15 protein-coding genes and 1 pseudogene are annotated in these 18,800 nt (G+C 70.8%); 13 read left to right on the forward strand and 3 right to left on the reverse strand.

Annotated features, from left to right (window positions below; all coding sequences use genetic code 11):
• A complete protein-coding gene (locus tag C3V41_RS04000; protein ID WP_106109199.1) occupies positions 1–477 on the reverse strand; it encodes a hypothetical protein in 477 nt (158 codons plus the stop codon).
• 261 nt (positions 478–738) lie between these two features.
• On the opposite strand from C3V41_RS04000, the gene C3V41_RS04005 reads away from it, so the two are divergent.
• The 3 genes and pseudogenes from C3V41_RS04005 to sucB all read left to right on the forward strand — a co-directional run bounded on the left by C3V41_RS04005 (position 739) and on the right by sucB (position 5,079).
• Positions 739–2,025, forward strand: coding sequence for a leucyl aminopeptidase (locus tag C3V41_RS04005; protein WP_174714731.1), 1,287 nt, complete (start codon positions 739–741; stop codon positions 2,023–2,025).
• A gap of 220 nt (positions 2,026–2,245) precedes the next feature.
• A pseudogene (gene lpdA, locus C3V41_RS04010) lies at positions 2,246–3,618 on the forward strand (dihydrolipoyl dehydrogenase).
• A 39-nt stretch (positions 3,619–3,657) separates the two neighbouring features.
• On the forward strand, positions 3,658–5,079 hold the full coding sequence (sucB, locus tag C3V41_RS04015) for a 2-oxoglutarate dehydrogenase, E2 component, dihydrolipoamide succinyltransferase (protein ID WP_106109200.1): 1,422 nt from the start codon (positions 3,658–3,660) through the stop codon (positions 5,077–5,079).
• A 53-nt stretch (positions 5,080–5,132) separates the two neighbouring features.
• Here the strand turns inward: sucB and C3V41_RS04020 are convergent, their stop codons facing one another.
• The gene (locus tag C3V41_RS04020; protein WP_106109201.1) at positions 5,133–6,650 is read right to left on the reverse strand and encodes a protein kinase domain-containing protein; all 1,518 of its coding nucleotides are present in this window, start codon (positions 6,648–6,650) and stop codon (positions 5,133–5,135) included.
• Positions 6,651–6,778: 128 nt separating this feature from the next.
• Between C3V41_RS04020 and lipB the strand changes: the two genes are divergently transcribed.
• The 10 genes from lipB (at position 6,779) to C3V41_RS04070 (ending at position 18,035) form a co-directional block, all read left to right on the forward strand.
• Complete coding sequence (gene lipB, locus C3V41_RS04025; protein WP_106109202.1) at positions 6,779–7,570, forward strand: lipoyl(octanoyl) transferase LipB; 792 nt, start codon at positions 6,779–6,781, stop codon at positions 7,568–7,570.
• A 76-nt stretch (positions 7,571–7,646) separates the two neighbouring features.
• On the forward strand, positions 7,647–8,672 hold the full coding sequence (locus C3V41_RS04030; RefSeq protein ID WP_106109203.1) for a lipoyl synthase: 1,026 nt from the start codon (positions 7,647–7,649) through the stop codon (positions 8,670–8,672).
• Positions 8,673–8,715: 43 nt separating this feature from the next.
• Positions 8,716–9,516: a DUF4191 domain-containing protein gene (locus tag C3V41_RS04035; protein ID WP_106109204.1), complete on the forward strand. Its 801-nt coding sequence runs from the start codon at positions 8,716–8,718 to the stop codon at positions 9,514–9,516.
• 209 nt (positions 9,517–9,725) lie between these two features.
• Positions 9,726–10,094 (forward strand): DNA adenine methylase, encoded by a 369-nt coding sequence (locus C3V41_RS14355; protein WP_165271573.1) that lies wholly within the window; start codon positions 9,726–9,728, stop codon positions 10,092–10,094.
• A gap of 36 nt (positions 10,095–10,130) precedes the next feature.
• Positions 10,131–10,730, forward strand: a complete 600-nt coding sequence (locus tag C3V41_RS12765; protein WP_129591473.1) for a hypothetical protein — start codon at positions 10,131–10,133, stop codon at positions 10,728–10,730.
• Between the two features lie 661 nt (positions 10,731–11,391).
• Complete coding sequence (locus C3V41_RS04045; protein ID WP_217350952.1) at positions 11,392–13,410, forward strand: RICIN domain-containing protein; 2,019 nt, start codon at positions 11,392–11,394, stop codon at positions 13,408–13,410.
• 223 nt (positions 13,411–13,633) lie between these two features.
• Positions 13,634–15,058 carry a type I glutamate--ammonia ligase gene (gene glnA, locus C3V41_RS04055; RefSeq protein WP_106109206.1) on the forward strand — a complete coding sequence of 475 codons (1,425 nt, stop codon included), beginning with the start codon at positions 13,634–13,636 and terminating at the stop codon, positions 15,056–15,058.
• A gap of 235 nt (positions 15,059–15,293) precedes the next feature.
• A complete protein-coding gene (locus tag C3V41_RS04060; protein ID WP_106109207.1) occupies positions 15,294–16,226 on the forward strand; it encodes an ABC transporter substrate-binding protein in 933 nt (310 codons plus the stop codon).
• Positions 16,227–16,228: 2 nt separating this feature from the next.
• Positions 16,229–17,194 (forward strand): amino acid ABC transporter permease, encoded by a 966-nt coding sequence (locus C3V41_RS04065; protein ID WP_106109208.1) that lies wholly within the window; start codon positions 16,229–16,231, stop codon positions 17,192–17,194.
• Between the two features lie 49 nt (positions 17,195–17,243).
• Positions 17,244–18,035, forward strand: a complete 792-nt coding sequence (locus tag C3V41_RS04070) for an amino acid ABC transporter ATP-binding protein (RefSeq protein WP_106109209.1) — start codon at positions 17,244–17,246, stop codon at positions 18,033–18,035.
• Between the two features lie 84 nt (positions 18,036–18,119).
• On the opposite strand, the gene C3V41_RS04075 is transcribed toward C3V41_RS04070, so the two are convergent.
• Entirely contained in the window at positions 18,120–18,761 is a 642-nt protein-coding gene (locus tag C3V41_RS04075; RefSeq protein WP_106109210.1) for a histidine phosphatase family protein, read from the reverse strand.
• Positions 18,762–18,800 lie beyond the last annotated feature (39 nt).

Below are 18,800 nucleotides of genomic sequence, written 5' to 3' on the forward strand. Positions count from 1 at the left end.
TCAGCGGTCCTGGCGCTCGGCGCGCACCACAATGCGCCGCGGGTCGCTCATCCACATCCACACCCCGGCGACCACGGGGGCCACCAGGGGCACGAACCACAGGTGGCGGCCGCCGTCGAGCCACACGGAGGCCTCCAGGTCGGGGGCCAGCCCGGCGGCGGTGACGACGCCCAGGAGCACCGCGCCGGTGAGCAGGGCCGTCAGGCAGATCCAGCCCACAATGCGCATGCGTCGCCCGTTGTGGGCCACGCACACCGCCAGGAGCAGGTAGAGCAGGCCGGCCACGACGTTAATGACGCCCACCACCGGGTCCTGGGACGGCTCGCGGATGAGGGCGACGAGCGCGGGCACGAAGATGACCAGCCCGACCACGGCGAAGAAGGCCACCAGGAGGCGGCCCCAGCCGTGGGCGGGACGACGGCGGTCCTCCACCCCCCGTACCTGGGGCCTGCTGGTCTGGTGCTCCTCTTTCCTCACCGGACCGACGTTACCATTGGGTCCCGTGACCACTCTCAGCCTCGCCCCGACCCCCTGCGACCCGGCCCCCCAGGTCCTGGTCCTGGCCGCCGTGCCCGCCGGCCCCGGCACCGTACACGTCCTGGCCGACGGCGCCCTGACCGACAGCCTGGACCTGCCCGCCCTGGAGGCCCTGCTGCCCACGCTCGGCTTCACCGGCGACCTCGACGCCGTGGTGCGCCTGCCCGCCTCCGCCGTGGCCCCCCGGCCCCGACCCTGCTGGTGGTCGGTGCCGGCCGTGAGCTGGAGCGGGCCCAGGGCGACGCCGCGGCCCAGGGTGACGCCGTCGCCCTGGGCGGGGACGAGGCCGGTGTCCTGCGCCGCCTGGCCGGTCGGGCCGCCCGTGAGCTGGCTGGCGTCGACACGGCCGCCCTGGCCCTGCCGGCCGACACCCCGGCCCGCGCCGCCGCCCTGGCCCAGGGGGTCCTGCTGGGCGCCTACGCCTGGGCGGGCAAGGTCCCCGCCCCGACCCCGCCGCTGTCCCAGGCCACCGTGCTCACCGACCTGGAGGACGCCGCCCACGGGATCCGGGCCCGCGCCCAGGTGCTGGCCGAGGGCGTCGCCCTGGTGCGCGACCTGGTCAACGAGCCCCCGAACCGCCTGACCCCCGCCCGCCTGGCCGACCAGGCCGCGTCCCGGGGGCGTCAGGAGGCCCTGGACGTGGAGGTCCTGGACGAGGCGGCACTGGAAGAGGGCGGGTTCGGCGGCCTGCTGGGGGTGGGCCAGGGCTCGGTGAACCCGCCCCGCCTGGTGCGCCTGGAGTGGGCGCCCGACCACGCGGCCGCCCACGTGGCGCTGGTGGGCAAGGGCATCACCTTCGACTCCGGGGGCCTGAGCCTGAAGCCGGCCGCCTCCATGCCGGAGATGAAGTCCGACATGGCGGGCGCCGCCACGGTCCTGGCCGCCGTCACCGCCGCCGCGCGCCTGGGCCTGCCCGTGCGGGTGACCGCCTGGCTGGCCCTGGCCGAGAACCTGACCGGCGGCGGCGCCCAGAGGCCCAGCGACATCCTCACCATGTACGACGGCACCACCGTGGAGGTCACCAACACCGACGCCGAGGGCCGCCTGGTCATGGCCGACGCCCTGGCGCGCGCCGTCCAGGAGCACCCGGACACGGTCCTGGACGTGGCCACCCTCACCGGCGCCCAGCTCGTGGCCCTGGGCGAGCGCACCGCCGGGGTCATGGGCACCCCCGCCGTGCGTGACGCCGTCGTGGACGCCGCCCGGGCCGCCGGGGAGGCCTTCTGGCCCATGCCCCTGCCCGAGCACCTGGGCTCGGTCCTGGAGAGCCCCTACGCCACCCTGCGCAACGCCGCCACGGGCACGCGCTGGGGCGGGATGCTCACCGCGGGGCTGTTCCTGCGCGAGTTCACCGCCACCACCCCGTGGGCGCACCTGGACATCGCTGGGCCGGCCTTCAACGACGGCGCCCCGTGGGGCCACACCCCCACCGGGGGCACCGGCATGGGGGTGGCCACCCTCGTGGCCTTCCTGGAGGCCCAGGGCTGAGGCCGCACCGGACCCGCTGGTGGCGCGGGCGCCCGCGCCCCGAGCTGGCGGACGCGGACAGGTGCGCACCCGATAAGTGATAAGTATCATATCGCTTCTGGGACTCTCGTCCCGCGCACCGGCCTCCTCGCGGACGTGGACGGGGTGGAGGGATGGAAGAATGACCGGCGTGCCGTACCACCCCGAGAAGGCGGTGGACGTCGATCACAAGGAGTTTTTCGTGACAGACACCGTCTACGACATGGTCGTCCTGGGCGCTGGCTCAGGCGGCTACGCCGCCGCCCTGCGCGGTGCCCAGCTGGGTCTGAGCGTCGCCCTCATCGAGGCGGACAAGGTCGGGGGACCTGCCTGCACCGGGGCTGCGTGCCCACCAAGGCGCTGCTGCACGCCGCCGAGACCGCCGACGCCGTGCGCGAGGCCGCCGCCGTCGGCGTCAGGGCCGCCTTCGAGGGCGTGGACATGCCCGGCGTCCAGGCCTACAAGAACGGCATTGTCTCGCGCATGTACAAGGGCCTGCAGGGCCTGGTCTCCTCCCGGGGCATCGACCTGGTCCGGGGCTGGGGCCGTCTGGTGGACGCGAGCACCGTCGAGGTCGACGGGCGCCGCGTCACCGGGCGCAACGTGGTGCTGGCCTCCGGCTCCTGCGCCAGGACCATGGGCCAGGAGATCTCCGGGGGCGTGATCACCTCCGAGCAGGCCCTGGAGATGGATCACGTGCCGGCCTCGGCCGTCGTGCTGGGCGGCGGGGTCATTGGCGTGGAGTTCGCCTCCGCGTGGGCCTCGATGGGCAGCCGGGTCACCATTATCGAGGGTCTGGACCACCTGGTGCCGGGTGAGGACGAGGCCGTCTCCAGGCAGCTCGAGCGCGCCTTCCGCAAGCGCAGGATCGCCTTCAGGACGGGCACGATGTTCGAGTCCGTGACGCGCCACGACGGCGGCGTGAGCGTGCGCACCGCCGACGGCAGGACCTACGACGCCGAGGTCCTCCTCATTGCCGTGGGCCGCGGCCCGGCCACCGCGAACCTGGGCTACGAGGAGGTCGGGGTCGCCATGGACCGCGGCTTCGTCCTGGCCGACGCCTACGGGCGCACCAACGTGCCGGGCGTGTGGGCCGTGGGCGACATCGTCCCCGGCGTCCAGCTGGCCCACCGCGGCTTCGCCCAGGGCATCGTGGTGGCCGAGACGATCGCGGGCCTGGACCCGCGCCCGGTGGACGACACGCTGGTCCCCAGGGTCACCTTCTGCTCGCCCGAGATCGCCTCGGTGGGGCTGAGCGAGGCCAGGGCCGTCGAGATCCACGGCGCCGAGAACGTCGTCACGGCGGAGTTCAACGTGGCGGGCAACGCCAGGAGCCAGATCCTGGGCACGCAGGGGTTCGTCAAGCTCGTCTCCCTCAAGGACGGCCCGATCCTCGGCTTCCACGCCATTGGCGCCCGCATGGGCGAGCAGGTGGGTGAGGGCCAGCTCATGGTCTCCTGGGAGGCCTGCGCCGACGACGTCGCCTCCCTGGTGCACGCCCACCCCACCCAGAACGAGACCCTCGGCGAGGCCGCCATGGCGCTCGCCGGCAAGCCGCTGCACAACCACGGCTGACCCAGCACACCAGACAGACAGAGAGTAAGGGAGACAGCAATGTCTAAGTCCGTGAAGATGCCCGCCCTGGGCGAGTCCGTCACCGAGGGGACCGTCTCGTCCTGGCTCAAGGCCGTGGGGGACACCGTCGAGGCCGACGAGCCCCTGCTGGAGGTCGCCACCGACAAGGTGGACACGGAGGTCCCCTCCCCCGCCTCCGGGGTCCTGCTGGAGATCCGTGTGGCCGAGGACGAGACCGTCGAGGTCGGCACCGTCCTGGCCGTCATTGGCGACCCCTCCGAGGCCCCGGCCGCCCCAGCGCCCACGCCCACCCCCGCCCCAGTACCGGCGCCAGCACCTACGCCCACGCCGGCACCCGCGCCTACCCTGGCGCCCGCCCCGGCACACGTGGTCCCGGCAGTGGCGACCACCCCCGTGGTCGCCGCGCCCTCGGCCCCGGCCAGGACGACCGAGGCCCCGGCCCCCTCCGCCTCGGCGGTGGCCAGCGCCGCCTACGTCACCCCGATCGTGCGCAGGCTCGCCCGCGAGAAGGGCGTGGACCTGACCACGGTCACCGGTACCGGCGTGGGAGGCCGCATCCGCAGGCAGGACGTCGAGGCCGCCGCGAAGGCCCTTGAGGCGGCCCGCCGGGCCGAGGAGGCCGCAAAGGCCGAGAGGGAGGCGAAGGCCGCGAAGGCCGCTGCCGGCCCTGAGCCCGTCGCGCCGGCGCCCGCCAAGGCGGCCAGGGTCGTGCCGGACACCACGCTGCGCGGCAGGACCGAGAAGATGAGCCGCCTGCGCCAGGTCATCGCCGAGCGCATGATCAACTCCCTGAGCACCTCCGCCCAGCTGACCACCGTGGTCGAGGTGGACGTCACCCGCGTGGCCGCCCTGCGGGCCCGGGCCAAGGACGACTTCCTGACCAGGAACGGCACCAGGCTCACTTTCCTGCCCTTCTTCGTGGCTGCGGCCACCGAGGCCCTCAAGGCCCACCCGAAGCTCAACGCCACCATTGACGGCAAGGACGTCACCTACCACGACGTCGAGCACGTGGGCATTGCGGTGGACACCCCCCGCGGCCTGCTGGTGCCGGTGGTCAGGAACGCCGGGGACCTCAATATCCCCGGCCTGGCCAGGCGCATTAACGACCTGGCGGCCCGCACCCGGGAGAACAAGGTCAACCCCGACGAGCTGTCCGGCTCCACCTTCACCATTACCAACACCGGCTCCGGCGGGGCCCTGTTCGACACCCCGATTATTAACCAGCCCGAGGTGGCCATCCTGGGCCTGGGCGCCATCCAGAAGCAGCCCAGGGTTATCAAGGACGCTGACGGTGGCGACGTCATTGCCATCCGCTCGGTGTGCTACCTGTCCCTGTCCTACGACCACCGCCTGGTTGACGGAGCCGACGCCGCCCGCTACCTCATGGCCGTCAAGCGGCGCCTGGAGGAGGGCGACTTCGCCGGCGAGCTCGGCCTGTGAGACCGGGCCGCTAGGGGACGCGGTCGGGGTCACGCCACCGGAGCGGCCCCGGCTCAGGAGTCGGCGGCTCTCACGTCGGCCACCCGCCACGGCCCGGGGACGAGGACGAGGACCACGTCCCGGGCGCTCTGGGCCGGGACCGTGCGGGTCCCGTCCTGCGAGGTGCGGGTGGAGGGGTCCTGGGCCTGGGTGACCCGCACCGCGACCGCCCCGGGCCAGGTGGCCGCCGCGTCCGGCGGGACAGTGGCGGCCTGGACCTGGGAGACGGAGGTATGCAGGTCCCCCACCTGCTCCCCCGCCTGGGTCAGGGCGTCGAGGAGCCCGGCGTCCGCCGCCGCGGCCGGGGAGCCGGGGACCGTGGTGGCGGCCAGGGCCTGGGCGTCCCCGGCCACCAGGGCGGCGTCACGGGCCGCGCACAGGGCCACGACGACGCCGCTCAGGGGCTCACCGGCCTCCGCGGAGGCGGTGGCCGGCGCCTGCGGGACCGCCTCCGGGCCCGCCTGCCCCGGCCACCACAGGCCCCTGGTGGCCGCCAGCGCCAGGCCGGCGACCGCCACCGCCGCCAGGACCGCGCGGCGCCTGCCCGGTCGGCTACGGCCCCCGTGGGCGGGCGCCACCGCTCCGGGGTCCTGGCGGTGCCCGCCGCGCCGCCCGCCTCGCCCCCGCCCCGTCTCAGGGCGCCGGGATCCTCCGGGGCGGCGTCGGCTGGGCACCTCCCGCGTAGGCGTGGCGGCGGCAGCCCGCAGGGCCCCGGCGGCCAGGTGCGCGCCGTCGGGCAGCTCAATGGTCCCGACCTCGCCGACCTCCGGGGCGCGGGCGGCCAGGTCCCGTGCGCTGGGGCGGCGCTCCGGGTCGGGGTCCAGGGCGTCGGCCAGGATCCTCTCCAGCTGCTCGCCGCCGGCCCTGGGCCCGGCGCAGTCGCGCACCAGGGCCGCCAGGGAGTACACGTCCGAGGCTGGTGTGGCCGGGCTACCGGCCAGGCGCTCGGGAGCGGCGAAGCCCTCGGTCCCGGTCTCCATGACCCCGCCCAGGAGGTCAATGAGCACGGGGTGCCCGTCCAGGGCGACGACCACGTTGCCCGGCGCCACGTCACCGTGGGTCAGGCCCTGCTCGGCCAGGTGGGCCAGGGCCGAGCCGACGGCGTCCAGGAGCGTGGCGCACTCCTGGTCGCCCAGGCACCCCCGCGCCCCGAGCACCACGGCCAGATCCGCCCCCGCCACGAGCTCGACGCTGACCACCGCCCTCTCCCCGGGCAGGGCGATGACCTCGTGGACCGGGGCGATCCCCGGGTGCCTCAGGCGGCGCAGGGCGCTGAGCCGCTCCAGGACCCGGTTGCCGGCCGGGCCCCGGGGCAGGTCGAGGAGGTGGACGGACACGGCCCGGTCCTGGCGGTCCAGGCCCCTAACGGGCGTGGGCCGCCCCGGGCGCCTGCCGCCCAGGGGCTCTCCCAGGGTGAGCCCGGCGGCGGCGAGGATCCTCAGGGAGTCGGCGTCCAGGCCCAGGGACGGGTCCGGGGCGGGACGACGGCGTCGGGAACCTGAGGACGGACGGACGCGACGGTGCGTACTCATGCCTCTATGATGGCCTATCCTGAGTACTGACGCCATCCTTTCAGCATGTTTGCCACTAGTCTCTGTCGCTGAATCCTCTCCCAGCCGGGCCCGGGCGGGCCTGACGTCCTACGGCGTAGCCTGCGGGGGTGGAACGTATGGAGGTCGGCCTGGGCCGACGGCTGGTGCCCTACCGGGAGGGCTGGGACCTCCAGCGCGCCGTCCACGCCCAGGTGGCGGCCGGGACGCGCCCCTCGACGCTCATCGCCCTGGAGCACGAGGACGTCTACACGGTGGGGCGGCGCACCCGCTCCTGGGAGCGCCCGGCCGGGGACTTCGTGGAGCCCGGCCACGTCCCGGTCATCGACGTGGACCGCGGGGGCAAGACCACCTGGCACGGCCCGGGCCAGCTCACCGTCTACCCCGTGGTGCGCCTGGCCCACCCCGTCGACGTCATCGCCTACGTGCGCGCCCTGGAGGCCGCGGTCATGGAGGTCTGCGCCGCCCACGGGGTGGGCACCACCCGCGTGGAGGGGCGCTCGGGGGTGTGGGTCCCCCCTCCCGACGCCTTGGGCGCGCCCGGGGCGGGTGGCGAGGGCCGGGGCGCACGGGCCGGCGGGGGTACCGACGTGGCAAGAGGGCGCGGTGAGAAGAAGATCTGCGCCCTGGGGGTGCGGGTGGCCCGGGGCGTGACCATGCACGGCATCGGCTTAAACGTGTGCCCGGACCTGGCCGTCTTCGACCTGGACCGGATCGTGCCCTGCGGCATCCGGGACGCCGGGGTCACCTCCCTGGCGGCGCAGGCCGGCCCCGCGGCGAGCTCCTGCCTGCGGGCGGCGGACCTGAGCGCGCAGGTGCTCACCGCCCTGGAGACCCACCTGGCGTCGCTGGTGTCGGACCTCACACCTCGGCCGCCCGGCGGCCTGGGCCTGAAGTCCTAGCTCGGGTGCTGACGGACATAGACTCGGCCCCGTAAGCGTCGGCGCCCGCGCCGCGGCCACCACCGAGGAGGACCGGATGACCAACACCGTGGCCCCTGAGGGGCGCAGGCTCCTGCGCGTCGAGGCCCGTAACGCGCAGACCCCCATTGAGCACAAGCCCGACTGGCTGCGCACCCGGGCGGTGGTCTCCTCCACCTACCAGGAGGTGCGCGGGCTGGTACGTCAGAAGCGGCTCCACACCGTGTGCGCGGAGGCCAACTGCCCCAACGTCTACGAGTGCTGGAACGACCGCGAGGCCACCTTCCTGGTGGGCGGGCAGACGTGCACGCGCCGCTGCGACTTCTGTGACATCGCCACCGGCCGGCCCACCGAGTTCGACGCCGACGAGCCCCGCCGCGTGGCCGTGTCCGTCCACGAGATGGGGCTGCGCTACGCCACCGTCACCGGCGTGGCCCGCGACGACCGGCCCGACGGCGCGGCCTGGCTCTACGCCGAGACCGCCCGCCAGATCCACAGCCTCTGCCCGGGCACCGGTGTGGAGCTCCTGATCCCCGACTTCAGGGGCGAGGAGTCGGCCCTGGCAGAGGTCTTCTCCTCCCGCCCCGAGGTGCTGGGCCACAACCTGGAGACGGTCCCGCGCGTCTTCAGGCGTATCCGTCCGGCCTTCTCCTACCGGGGCTCCCTGGAGGTCATCCGGGCGGCCAGCGAGGCGGGCCTGGTGACCAAGTCCAACCTCATCCTGGGCATGGGCGAGACCCGGGAGGAGGTCGAGCAGGCCCTGGCGGACCTGGTGGAGGCCCGCTGCGACATCCTGACCATCACCCAGTACCTGCGCCCCTCCAGGCTGCACCACCCCATTGACCGCTGGGTCAAGCCCCAGGAGTTCGTCGAGCTCAGCCGCCTGGCCGAGGACCTGGGGTTCGCCGCCGTCATGAGCGGGCCCATGGTCCGCTCCTCCTACCGCGCCGGCATGCTCTGGGGCCGGGCCATGGTCAGGCGCGGCCTGCCGGTCCCGCCCCACCTGGCCGCCCTGGCCGAGCCGGTGACGGCCCGCCAGGAGGCCTCCTCCCTCGTGGCCCGGGGGCTCGGGGGCTCGTCGTAGGGGGTGGGGAGAAGGGCGACGCCGTCGTCTATCCTTGGGGACCGTGAGCACATCTCCCGCCTCCAAGCCCAAGAAGAAGCGCCGCCTGGCCACGTACCTCCAGAACATCAAGGACTCGTACACGATCTCACGGCGCACCTACCCCTGGGTGGGGTGGGCCATGCTCGGGGCCGTGGCCGCGGTCCTGGCCCTGGCGGTGCTGCTGACGTTCCTGACCAGCATGTCCCTGTGGTACTGGCTCTTCCTGGGCGTCCTGGTGGCGCCCGTGGCGGCCCTGGTCATCCTGTCCTGGACGGTCCGGCGCGCCTCCTACACCCAGATCGAGGGGGTGCCCGGGGCCGCCAAGGCCGTCCTGGACCAGATCAAGCGGGGCTGGTACATCGAGGAGCAGCCCGCGGCGGTCAACCCCAAGACCCAGGACGTGACCTGGCGCGCCATCGGGCGCCCCGGCGTGGTGCTCATTGTGGAGGGCCCGGCGGGACGCACCCAGAAGATGGTTACCGACGAGCGCAAGAAGGTCACCCGCGTCCTGCCCACCGTGCCGCTGCACGTCATTAACGTGGGCACCGCCCCGGGGCAGGTGCAGCTGATCGACCTGGAGAGGACCATGCGCAGGCTCGGTACCGGGCCCTCCCGGCTCACCCGCCTGCGCCGGACCCTGGTCTACGTGGTCCGGCACCGTCGGCGCCCCGAGCGCACGCCCCGGCCCACCCGGCTCACCGACGCCGAGATCACCCAGGTCTCCAACCGCCTGTCCTCCCTGTCGGCCAAGGGCCTGCCCGTCCCCAAGGGCGTGGACCCCGCCCGCGTCCGCCCCGACCGCCGCGCCCTGCGCGGACGCTGAGGGCCGGCCCCCGGCGCCGTTGAGAAGTCAAGGTACTCGTAGCTACGCCGGAGGACGTGGACGACGATGACCGAGAAGGTAACCACCCTGATCCGGGCCCGCACCACGACGTCCGGCACGCCCTTGCAGCCTCAGCTTTTTCCCATGCAGGGAAGTAGGCGCCAGCAGGCCCCCTCATCCTCAGCCTCGTCCCCGGTGACACGGCACGATTGCTTGAGCCGTTCTGCGGCTCCGCAGCGGTCAGTATCGGTGCGCGGGCGCGTCGCCCCGGGCTCCCGGTGACCATCTCCGACACGAACCAGAGCATTACCAACCTGTGGGAGTCGATCGTCAGGTCGCCCAACGCACTGGCAGACGGGTACGAGACGGTGTGGGAGGCCCAGTTCTCAGGGCCGGAAACGGATCCCGGCACCTACTTCAGCATGGTACGAGCACGTTATGGCTGGAGTTATACAAGGTCAGTGTGTGGTTGGTGGGTGGTCGGGGGTGGTGGGGGTGAAGCACCCGTAGCGGGCGGTGCCGGTGGCCTTCACTTGATGTCGCAGAAAAATGGTCTGACAAAGCAGGGAATAGAATAGTCGAAATAAATTTATCCCAAGTAAAAGGAGAGTGAGATGATAAACCAAGGTCTGCGAGAGCACGCAATTAATATTGCAGTAAAGCTGCGCATGGGAGAGAATGTGGACTGTCAAGAGTATACTGCCCTAATAGACGAACTCGTGAGTGCAGGGCGCATATGGAGAAAGACGCATCAGGTGGACTTAAAGACCGCACAGACGCTCGCTTCACTGTATCCTTCAATGTACGGTGCGGCAGCTCTGTACGAAGAAGATAAAAATGAGGTTGAAGCAGCTGCCTATAAAATCCTTAAAACAATGATTCATGAAACGTCTGAACAACACGACTCCGAAATCTATGATACGTTCCTTACAGATTACGACATAAGAATAAAGACCGTACTGGATGAAACAATTGTGAACATAAAAAAGCATCAGGGCGTTTCCCTCGAGCGTCTGACAAATGAGATAAGGCTGGCGTCAAGATACTGGAAAAAAGCAGGTTTCATAAACCCTTACATGCTCTGTAAACTAATTTCTGTGTACCCTTTTCTGGTGCATAAGTATGTCTATGATCCAAAATTTACTGAGATTTTCCATATCGAAACTGCGGAGAGACTTCAAGATCACATTGAAATTGCATTAGAGGCGAATTGATATCGTTTGAACAGAATAAGGTCTGGTTGTGGGGTGAATCGGGGCGGGAAGGTGTCTCCCCCGTAAGGTACGGTCCCTGGTTCTCTTGAGTGTGGCTGCCTGGATGTTGCCTGTGTCCTTCTCGGCCTCGCCCCGGACATGTTCTACGGGGCCAGAGGCTTGGTGCGTAGGAGGACGTGCCTGACCGGGCGCACCCGGTGGGGGCCCAGGCCGGTCCTCCCGAGGTCTTCCTGGACCCCCTTGGACGTGTGCCAGCCTGCGACTTCCCGGACGCTCATTCCTCGGATTGTTCACCTGCTTTCCCGGTAATTTCCCCAGCCGACTTACACGACCACCTGTCATTTCTGTGAGCGCCCGCCTCCGCACCTGCTCGCAGATTCCTCGCCACGGCGGTGCACGTTCTCACAAACCGTCCAACGCAGTCTGTCACCCCTTTAGATCGCCGAGCGCCCGCACAGGTCAGGACAGTTTTCAGAGGTCTGCGACAGAGAGGATCCACCACCCTTCTCAGGCCCCCTGGTCTCAGGCGGGTACCATGATGACGCACGCCCGTGAAACAATGGGGGAGCGTTTTCCGGCACCTCGCCACGATTTTGCCGGGAGCAGGTCAGGGGGCTAGCCTGGGGGACGCCGTTATCCTCCGATGACGTTAGGAAGCGCGATGTTCCCTCATCCCAGGCCCCTGCCTGCCTCCGCCCGCAGACTGTGCGCCGCGGCCGCCGCCCTGGCCCTCGTCGGCACGGCGTACTCGCTTAGCACCCCCCTGCCCGCCCAGGCCGACCCCGCGGACGCCGCGACCTACACGGTGACCGTGGGCTCCGTGGGCACGTGGACCCACCCGGACGACACCCCCGCCAGCATGATCATCGACGAGAAGGGCGACTTCCACCTCCAGGGGGCTCACGCCCTCTACGGCAAGAACGACGAGCGTCGCTGGACGTTCTGGAAGGGCACCACGATCGACGACATCACCTGGGACCAGGAGGCCTCCTCGGCCGACGACAACTGGGACACCACCACCCGGTGCAACGAGAGCCCCACCGGGCGCGAGTCCACCAGGGCCCCGGGCGCCACCTCCCACTCCGAGGCCAACTACTGCGACCTGACCAATATGTGGGTGGACCCCGACACCGGCGACTGGTACGGCCTGGTGCACAACGAGTTCACCCCGCGCCCCTTTGACGACGGCCTCCACTACGACTCCATCGACTACGCCGTCTCCCACGACAAGGGCGTGACGTGGACCATTGTGGACCACGCCATTACCTCCCCCTACAGCACCAAGCGCGGGGACACGGACGCCTTCCCGGAGAAGACCTACTACTACGGCGACGGCGACCCCCGCCTCTACGTTGACTACGCCTCGGGCTACTTCTACGCCTTCTACGGCTCGCGCGTCGTGGACAAGGGCTACAGCTGGGTCGCCTTCTACCAGCACGTCGCCCGCGCCCCCATCTCCGGCAAGATGGCCGCCGGCACCTGGCAGAAGTGGTACAACGGCACGTGGACCGAGGCGGGGATCGGCGGCAGGGAGTCCAATATGACCCCGGTCACCGCCGACAGCCCCACGGGCTACACCGCACCCGAGAACGAGTACAAGCCGACCACGCCCGGCTGGGCTGGCCAGCAGGTCGCGGACGGGACCGCCCCCGCCACGTCCCCGCTCTTCGTCATGGACGTCACCTACAACGCCCACCTGGGCCTGTACATCGCCGAGCCGCAGAACCCCGACCAGTCAGGCAACGCCCCGCAGGAGATCTACGCCACTCGCGACCTGAGCACCCAGAAGTGGTTCAAGCTGGGTGACACGGGCACCTACACCAACGCCTCGTGGTACCGCTGGTTCCTCGACTCGGCGAACGGGACGAGCAGCGCCATCGTGGGCAGGTCCTTCCGCGCGTACTGCTCCTACGGGTGCACCACCGAGCTCATGTCCTTCCAGTACGTCAACCTGACCATTGACACCGACTCCCCCGCCCAGGCGGTGGACACCTCCAAGCGGTACACGATCACCAACGCCGACGGACTGCTCCTGTCAGCCGCCCCCGACGGCACGCTCAGCGGGGCCACGACGGTCACCGAGGACACCGGCGCCTGGACCTTCCACGCCACCGGCGACGGCTCCTACACGATCACCGGCGCAGACGGCAGGGCGCTGGGCGTGGACTCCTCCTCGACGGCGGGACGGGCCTGGGACACCCCGCTCACCCTGACCGCCGCGGACAGCACCGACGTGGGGCAGCAGTGGTTCGTCGTCCCCGCCACCGGGGACGCCGGTAGCGTCCGCCTGGTCAACCGCTACAGCGGCCTGACGCTGGGCATGAACGGGACCGCCGCCCTGACCACGCCCCAGCGCACCTGGGACCGCGGCAGCGACGCCGGCGGGACCAGCTCCGTCCTGACCACGGTGGCGGCCCAGACGCTGACCCTGGCCGAGTTCAGGCCGTCCCCGACCACCCCCACAGCCGCCCCCACTCAGGCAGCGCCGACCACGGAGCCCACCCAGGCGGCTCCCACGCAGGCGGCTCCCACCCAGGCGGCGGACCCCACGGCCGCACCCCGGGCCTCCCAGGGCCCGCTGGCGAGCACGGGCACCAACGTCCTCGTCCCGGTGCTGGTGGCGGTGGTCCTGACAGGGGCCGGTGCCCTGGCCCTCAGGCGCCGGGCCCGCAGGGGCTGACCCCGTAGGCGGGGGCCGGGCTGGCGCTCCGACCCTCCCCTCCCGACTCCCCCGTCGGTGGCTGGCAGGCATCCTGCTGGCCACCGACGGGGGAGCCCGCCACGTCGGGGCGGGGGCCGAAACATCGGGGACACATCCACGGCACGCCCGTGTCACCGTAGGTCCCCTAGGCTGTCTTCCAGCCGCGGTGCGCGGACCCCTGTCGTGTAAGGAAAGACCCCGTATGTTCAAGGACGCTTCTGAGGCCCTGGCCTACATCGAGAAGGAGGACGTCGACCTCATTGACGTCCGCTTCTGTGACCTGCCCGGGGTGATGCAGCACTTCACCATCCCGGTGGCGGCCTTCAAGGACGACGCCCTGACCGACGGCCTCATGTTCGACGGCTCCTCGATCCGGGGCTTCCAGGCCATCCACGAGTCCGACATGAAGCTCGTCCCCGACGTGACCACCGCCTTCCTGGACCCCTTCCGCACCCACAAGACCCTGGTGGTCAACTTCGCGATCGTGGACCCCTTCACCGACGAGGTCTACTCCCGCGACCCCCGCTCCATCGCCGCCAAGGCCGAGGCCTACCTGCGCTCCACCGGCATCGCCGACACCTGCTACATCGGCGCCGAGGCCGAGTTCTACCTGTTCGACTCCGTGCGCTACGACTCCACGCCCGCCGGATCCGCCTACGCCGTGGACTCCACCGAGGCAGCCTGGAACACCGGGCGCGAGGAGGAGGGCGGCAACAAGGGCTACAAGACCGCCTTCAAGGGCGGCTACTTCCCGGTCTCCCCCAACGACCAGATGGCCGACGTCCGTGACGCCATGGTCGCCACCTGCCAGGCGGTCGGCCTGCAGATCGAGCGCGCCCACCACGAGGTGGGCACCGCCGGGCAGCAGGAGATCAACTACCGCTTCAACTCCCTGCTCGCCGCGGGCGACGACATGATGAAGTTCAAGTACGTGGTCAAGAACGAGGCCTGGAGGCAGGGCAAGACGGCGACCTTCATGCCCAAGCCGATCTTCGGGGACAACGGCTCGGGCATGCACTGCCACCACTCCCTGTGGAAGGACGGCAGGCCCCTGTTCTTCGACGAGCGCGGCTACGGCCAGCTCTCCGACCTGGCCCGCTGGTACATCGGCGGCATCCTGGCCCACGCCCCCAGCCTCCTGGCCTTCACCAACCCCTCGGTGAACTCCTTCCACCGCCTGGTCCCCGGCTTCGAGGCCCCGGTCAACCTGGTCTACTCCGCCCGCAACCGCTCGGCCTGCATCCGCATCCCCGTGACCGGCTCCTCGCCCAAGGCCAAGCGGGTGGAGTACCGCGTGCCCGACCCCTCGGCGAACCCCTACCTGTGCTTCTCCGCCGTCCTCATGGCCGGGATCGACGGCATCCGCGGACGTATTGAGCCCCGCGAGCCCATTGACAAGGACCTCTACGAGCTGGCGCCCGAGGAGTACTTCGACATCGACAAGCTCCCCTACAGCCTGGACCAGGCCCTGGACGCCCTGGAGGCGGACCACGACTACCTCACCGAGGGCGACGTCTTCACCCCCGACCTCATTGAGACCTGGGTCGACTACAAGCGCTCCAACGAGATCGAGCCGCTGCGCCTGCGCCCCCACCCCTACGAGTTCGCCCTCTACTACGACCTGTGACCTGCCAGCTGGCCCCGGGGCCAGCTGGCGACCGGGTCCCGGGGCCCTCCCGTCCCTCCCCGGGGGCGACGTCGCACGCTTCCTGTCAGGCGGGAGGCCCCGGTTCTCCTCCCCCCGGGGGCGACGCCGCACGGGCTAGGGCCGGAGTGTGTGGCACACCACGAATATAGGATTTCTATCCAGTTTTGTGTATGCATATGCTTGCGTCGTCCATTCCCCGACCCGAGGAGCCCCCATGAGGACGACCCCGTGGCGAGCCGGTGCCGTCGGCACCGCGCTCTGCCTGTGCCTGGCCGCCACCGCCTGCACCAACGCCGCCGACTGGCAGCCCTCGGGCAAGGCCAGCTCCTCCACCCAGGGCTACGACACCTCCACCATCGCCGTCCAGCCCGAGATAGCCGCCATGCTGCCCCCGGGGGCCCTGAGCGACGGGGTGCTCGACGTCGCCGCCTCCACCGACTACGCCCCCGCCGAGTTCCTCGACACCGGCGGCAGGCCCGTGGGCTACGACGTGGACCTGACCCGGGCCATCGCCGCCGTCCTGGGGGTCAGGGGCGAGGTCCACACCGCCGAGTTCGACTCCATTATGGCCTCCATCGGCAACAAGTACGACGCCGGCATCTCCTCGTTCACCGTCACCCGGGAGCGCGAGGCGGCCATGGACATGATCGCCTACGTCAACGTCGGCTCCCAGTTCACCGTCCAGGCCGGCAACCCTCAGGAGGTGGACCCCTCCGACCACCTGCACCTGTGCGGGCTGAGCGTGGGCGTCCAGGTGGGCACCAGCCAGGAGACCGCCATGCAGGCCGATTCCCAGGCCTGCGCGGCCGCGGGCCGGGAGCCGATCTCCGTGCGCTCCTACTCCAAGCAGTCCGAGGCCACCACCGCGCTGACCGGAGGCACCATCGACACCGTCTACTCCGACTCCACGGTCGCCGGGTACGCCGTCGAGCAGACCGGCGGCCAGGTCGAGATCGTGGGCGCCCTGGAGGACGCCCTCCCCCAGGCGATCGTCATGTCCAAGAGCGACCCCCGCCTGACCGCCGCCGTCCAGGCCGCCGTGCAGTACCTCATGGACTCCGGCATCTGGACCAGGATCCTGGAGACCTGGGGCATCCACGACGCCGCACTGACCACTGCCGCCCTCAACCCCGACGTGGAGGACTGACCATGGCGACCACCCCCGCTCCCCAGAGCCCCCTGCAGCTCAACCACCCCAAGCCCGTCCCCAGGCCCGGGACGTGGGTCAGCGCCGCGCTCGTGACGGTCCTGGGCGCCATGCTGGCCCACGCCCTGGTCACCAACGACAAGTTCCACTGGGACACGGTGTGGTTCTTCTTCCGCGAGGTCCACGTGGTGACCGCCGTGGGCTGGACGCTGCTGCTGACCTTCCTGGCCATGGCGATCGGCATTGTGCTGGCCGTCACCACCGCGATTATGCGCCAGTCCTCCAACCCGGTCCTGCGCTGGGTGGCCCTGGCCTACCTGTGGTTCTTCCGGGGCACCCCGATCTACACCCAGCTGGTGTTCTGGGGGGCGATCTCCGCCCTCTACCAGCACCTGAGCCTGGGAGTGCCCTTCGGCCCCGAGCTGCTCTCCTTCAAGACCACCGACGTGTTCACCCCGTTCGTGGCCGCGGTCCTGGGGCTGGGCATTAACGAGGGCGCCTACCTGTCCGAGATCGTCCGCAGCGGCCTGGCCAGCGTGGACCCGGGCCAAGCCGAGGCCGCCGGGGCCCTGGGCATGAGCCGGGGCCAGATCATGCGCCGCATTATCCTGCCCCAGGCCATGCGCGTCATCGTGCCCCCCACCGGCAACGAGACCATCTCCATGCTCAAGACCACCTCCCTGGTCCTGGCCGTGCCCTTCACCCTGGACCTGACCTTCGTGACCAACTCCTACGCCTCTCTGACCTACCAGACGATCCCCCTGCTCATTGTGGCCGCCATCTGGTACATCATTATCACCTCGGTCCTCATGGTGGGTCAGCACTACATTGAGCGCTACTACGGCAAGGGCTTCTCCGAGACCCCGACCAGGCCCGGTAAGGGCCGCCGGACGCTGTCACGGCGTCAGCAGGCGATCCTGGACTCCCACACCACCAGGGACGACCCCTTCATCGGGTACACGCCGTGACCGAGCCCGTCCCCCACCAGAGTGCCCCCACGCCCCCGACGGAGGAACCATGACCGCCCCATCCACCACCCCGAAGGTGCAGGTCACCGGCCTGCACAAGCTCTTCGGCGAGCTCCACGTCCTCAAGGGCGTGGACCTGACCGTGCCCTGCGGCAGCGTCACCGTGCTCATCGGCCCCTCCGGCAGCGGCAAGTCCACCCTGCTGCGCTGCATTAACGAGCTGGAGACCATTGACGCCGGGAGGGTCTGGGTGGACGGCGAGCTCATTGGCATGCGTGAGGAGACCCGGCCCGACGGCTCCGTACGCCTGCACGCCCTGAGCGACAAGGCGCGCGCCGCCCAGAGGGCCAAGATCGGCATGGTCTTCCAGAAGTTCAACCTCTTCCCCCACATGACGGCCCTGGGCAACGTCATGGAGGCCCCCGTGCAGGTCAGGAAGACGCCCCCGTCAGTCGCCCGGGAGCGGGGGGTCGAGCTGCTGGAGCGGGTGGGGCTGGGCGACCGCCTCGACCACTACCCCGCCCAGCTCTCCGGCGGCCAGCAGCAGCGGGTGGCCATCGCCCGGGCCCTGGCCATGGACCCCGAGCTCATGCTCTTCGACGAGCCCACCTCCGCCCTGGATCCCGAGCTGGTCGGGGAGGTGCTCGCCGTCATGCGCGACCTGGCCCGGGACGGCATGACCATGGTGGTGGTCACCCACGAGATGGGCTTCGCCCGGGAGGTCGGCGACCAGCTGGTCTTTATGGCCGACGGCATCGTCTGCGAGTCCGGCGACCCCGCCCAGCTCCTGGACCACCCCCGCGGGGAGCGTCTGCGCGCTTTCCTGGCCAGCGTGCTGTAGCCCCCGCCCCGCTAGGAGGCGCGAGCCCCCTGGCCAGTGCTGGTGCCGCCCCCTGCCCCGCCCCAGGCGGCAGGGGCGGGGGCCTCAGGCCCGCCAGTCGCCCTCGTTCCAGTCCACCAGGCGCCAGCCCGCCCGGTCCCGGCGGACCACCGTGACACCGGCGTTGGACATGGGGTGCTCGGCGACCCACAGCGGGTCCGCCCCACCACCGGGGGCGGCCCTCAGCGCCGTCCACAGGCGCAGGACGGTGCCGTGGGCCACCAGCAGGCCGGCCGCCTTCCCGCGCTCGGCCGTGACGGCGGCGATCCGCTCCACGACGGCGTCGAAACGCGCCAGCGTGCTCACCCCGTCCTCCGGGCTCCCCGGCAGGCGGCAGGCCGTGCGCCCGGCCATCCAGGAGCGGGTGGTGTCCCTGTAGCAGGCCACCGAGCGCTCGTCGGTGGCCATCTCCAGGTCGCCTGCCAGGACCTCCCGCAGGCCGGAGTCCACCACCGCGCTCAGGCCCGTGGCCTGCTCGACGGGGGCGACGGTCTGGCGGGCCCGCAGGATCGGGGAGGTCCACAGGCCGCTCAGGCCCTCCAGGTGGCCGGCCCGCTCCAGGCGCTCCGGCAGGGTAGCGGCCTGGGTGAGGCCGGTGGCGTCCAGGGGCTGGCCGGGGAAGGCGGTGTCGAGCGCCCCCATGACATTGGCCATGGTGCGGGCGTGACGGACGAGGAGAAGCTTCACGGTACCTATCCTGCCAGGAACCCCCGGCTCCCACAGGCC

It is taken from the genome of Actinomyces sp. oral taxon 897, from assembly GCF_002999235.1.
In the GTDB taxonomy this organism is placed as follows: domain Bacteria; phylum Actinomycetota; class Actinomycetes; order Actinomycetales; family Actinomycetaceae; genus Actinomyces.

What these genes read in the sequence shown, in the direction of transcription:
- sucB (WP_106109200.1), top strand. Translation starts at nt 3,658, where the DNA reads ATGTCTAAGTCCGTGAAGATGCCCGCCCTGGGCGAGTCCGTCACCGAG.
- C3V41_RS04020 (WP_106109201.1), bottom strand. Translation starts at nt 6,650, where the DNA reads ATGAGTACGCACCGTCGCGTCCGTCCGTCCTCAGGTTCCCGACGCCGT.
- C3V41_RS04030 (WP_106109203.1), top strand. Translation starts at nt 7,647, where the DNA reads ATGACCAACACCGTGGCCCCTGAGGGGCGCAGGCTCCTGCGCGTCGAG.
- C3V41_RS12765 (WP_129591473.1), top strand. Translation starts at nt 10,131, where the DNA reads ATGATAAACCAAGGTCTGCGAGAGCACGCAATTAATATTGCAGTAAAG.
- C3V41_RS04045 (WP_217350952.1), top strand. Translation starts at nt 11,392, where the DNA reads ATGTTCCCTCATCCCAGGCCCCTGCCTGCCTCCGCCCGCAGACTGTGC.
- glnA (WP_106109206.1), top strand. Translation starts at nt 13,634, where the DNA reads ATGTTCAAGGACGCTTCTGAGGCCCTGGCCTACATCGAGAAGGAGGAC.
- C3V41_RS04060 (WP_106109207.1), top strand. Translation starts at nt 15,294, where the DNA reads ATGAGGACGACCCCGTGGCGAGCCGGTGCCGTCGGCACCGCGCTCTGC.
- C3V41_RS04065 (WP_106109208.1), top strand. Translation starts at nt 16,229, where the DNA reads ATGGCGACCACCCCCGCTCCCCAGAGCCCCCTGCAGCTCAACCACCCC.
- C3V41_RS04070 (WP_106109209.1), top strand. Translation starts at nt 17,244, where the DNA reads ATGACCGCCCCATCCACCACCCCGAAGGTGCAGGTCACCGGCCTGCAC.